Annotated in this window: 3 protein-coding genes; all 3 read right to left on the bottom strand. The window is 60.6% G+C overall.

The genetic code is table 11. The features are described from left to right. Positions 1–1,033 (bottom strand): GTP-binding protein (locus EN969_RS26780; protein ID WP_127419541.1); only part of this gene is annotated, 1,033 nt, incomplete at its 3' end. 29 nt (positions 1,034–1,062) lie between these two features. Next, a complete protein-coding gene (gene rpsG / locus EN969_RS26785; protein ID WP_008875664.1) occupies positions 1,063–1,533 on the bottom strand; it encodes a 30S ribosomal protein S7 in 471 nt (156 codons plus the stop codon). A gap of 60 nt (positions 1,534–1,593) precedes the next feature. Next, positions 1,594–1,965, bottom strand: coding sequence for a 30S ribosomal protein S12 (gene rpsL, locus EN969_RS26790; RefSeq protein ID WP_006333356.1), 372 nt, complete (start codon positions 1,963–1,965; stop codon positions 1,594–1,596). Positions 1,966–2,403: the final 438 nt, after the last annotated feature.

Genomic DNA, 2,403 nt, shown 5'->3' on the forward strand with positions numbered 1-2,403 from the left:
AGATGCCCTTGGTGAGCCTGCCCGAATAGATGCGCGCAAAGGTCAGCGAACCGACGAACGGGTCGTTCATGATCTTGAAGGCGAGCATCGACAGCGGCTCGTTGTCGTCGGCATGACGCTCGATCTCGGCGTCGGTCTTGGCATCGACGCCCTTGATGGCGGGAACATCGGCCGGCGACGGCAGATATTCGACAACGGCGTCGAGCAGCGGCTGCACGCCCTTGTTCTTGAAGGCCGAGCCACAGAACATCGGGTAGAACTTGACCGCGATGGTGCCCTTGCGGATCAGCGCGCGAATCTCGTCATTCGACGGCATCTTGCCTTCGAGGTAATTCTCAAGCGCCGTCTCGTCCATTTCGACGGCAGCCTCGATCATCTTCTCGCGGTATTCTTCGGCACGAGCCTTGAGGTCGTCCGGGATCTCGACGATGTCCCAGGCAGCGCCCAGCGTCTCGTCGCGCCAGACCAGCGCGTTCATCTCGACGAGGTCGACAACGCCCTTGAACTCGGTCTCGGCGCCAATCGGCAGCTGCATGACAACAGCATGCGCACCGAGGCGCGAGCCGATCATCTCGACCGAGCGATAGAAGTCGGCGCCGATCTTGTCCATCTTGTTGCAGAAGATCATGCGCGGAACGCGATATTTGTCGGCCTGGCGCCAGACAGTCTCGGTCTGCGGCTCAACACCGGCATTGGCATCGAGCAGCGCGATGGCGCCGTCGAGCACGCGCAGCGAACGCTCGACCTCGATGGTGAAGTCGACGTGGCCGGGGGTGTCGATGATGTTGAAGCGGTGCATCTTGCCGTCACGAGCCTTCCAGAAGGTCGTGGTCGCGGCGGACGTGATGGTGATGCCGCGCTCCTGCTCCTGCTCCATCCAATCCATGGTGGCAGCGCCGTCGTGGACTTCGCCGATCTTGTGCGACTTGCCCGTGTAGTAGAGGACGCGCTCGGTGGTCGTCGTCTTGCCGGCGTCAATATGCGCCATGATACCGAAATTGCGGTAGTCTTCGATTTGGTATTCGCGGGCCATCGTAGCTGCCTCTCAGTCTCGTTCGCGCTTTACCAGCGGTAGTGCGCGAAAGCGCGGTTGGCTTCAGCCATCTTGTGGGTGTCTTCACGCTTCTTGACAGCGGTGCCGCGGTTGTTGGCCGCGTCCATCAGCTCGCCGGAGAGGCGGTCGACCATCGTGGTCTCGTTGCGGTTGCGGGCCGCAGCAATCAGCCAGCGAATGGCCAATGCCTGGCGGCGCTCGGGGCGCACGTCGACCGGAACCTGGTAGGTGGCGCCGCCGACACGACGCGAACGCACTTCCACATGCGGCGCGACATTGTCGAGCGCCTGATGGAAGACGGTGACCGGCTCCTGCTTGGTCTTCGACTGAACCTGGTCGAGCGCGCCGTAGACGATGGTCTCGGCGACCGACTTCTTGCCGTCATACATGACGGCGTTCATGAACTTGGTGACGATCAGATCGCCGAACTTCGGGTCCGGATTGATCTCACGCTTTTCTGCACTGTGACGACGCGACATGGCTTTTGTCTCTCAATCTCATAGCCCGACGCACTCAAGGAGCGCCAAGGCCGGAAAATCTTACTTCGGACGCTTGGCGCCGTACTTCGAACGGCGCTGCTTGCGGTTCTTCACACCCTGCGTGTCGAGCACGCCGCGGATGATGTGGTAGCGAACGCCCGGAAGATCCTTGACGCGGCCGCCGCGGATCATCACCACGGAGTGCTCCTGAAGGTTGTGGCCTTCGCCGGGGATGTACCCGATCACTTCAAAACCATTGGTCAGGCGGATCTTGGCCACCTTGCGCAGCGCCGAGTTCGGCTTCTTCGGCGTCGTTGTATAGACGCGCGTGCAGACGCCCCGCTTCTGCGGGTTCTGCTGCATGGCCGGGACCTTGTTGCGCTTCACCGGCGCAATGCGCGGCTTGCGGATCAGCTGGTTGACGGTAGGCATTAAACCCTCTTGTCTCTCAATTCCGTGTCTCGCCCGGTCAGGGCCGCTCAAAGCGTCATTTCCATACGCAAATTCGGGCCATAAACCGCGCCTCGCGGTCTTGCCCGAACAAAAGGCAGAGGAAGCGGAAGCCGCTTCGTGCACGCCGGAAATGTCTTTTCGCTCGTAAAACGAACCCTGTTTGAGGCAAACTCCAAAGCGTGTCGCTTCGGAAGGGAGAGCCTCACATCGGTTCTGACTGGGCGGCTTCTACCCGTAAGACCGCGGACCGTCAAGCCCGGAGCACCAAATATTGCGCGCCGACCAAGGCTTGGCAGCCATGCGAAAACCGCATGTAATTTTCTTTCGCATTTTTGCAAGAGCGAGGAAGAAAGTGACAAGCCTTCAGGCAAAGTGAATGGGTTTGCGCTGTCGCGCGGCCTTGCTTCATGCGAAAAG

This window comes from Mesorhizobium sp. M7A.F.Ca.CA.003.01.2.1 (assembly GCF_003998945.1).
GTDB lineage: Bacteria > Pseudomonadota > Alphaproteobacteria > Rhizobiales > Rhizobiaceae > Mesorhizobium > Mesorhizobium ciceri.

What these genes read in the sequence shown, in the direction of transcription:
- rpsG (WP_008875664.1), bottom strand. Translation starts at nt 1,533, where the DNA reads ATGTCGCGTCGTCACAGTGCAGAAAAGCGTGAGATCAATCCGGACCCG.
- rpsL (WP_006333356.1), bottom strand. Translation starts at nt 1,965, where the DNA reads ATGCCTACCGTCAACCAGCTGATCCGCAAGCCGCGCATTGCGCCGGTG.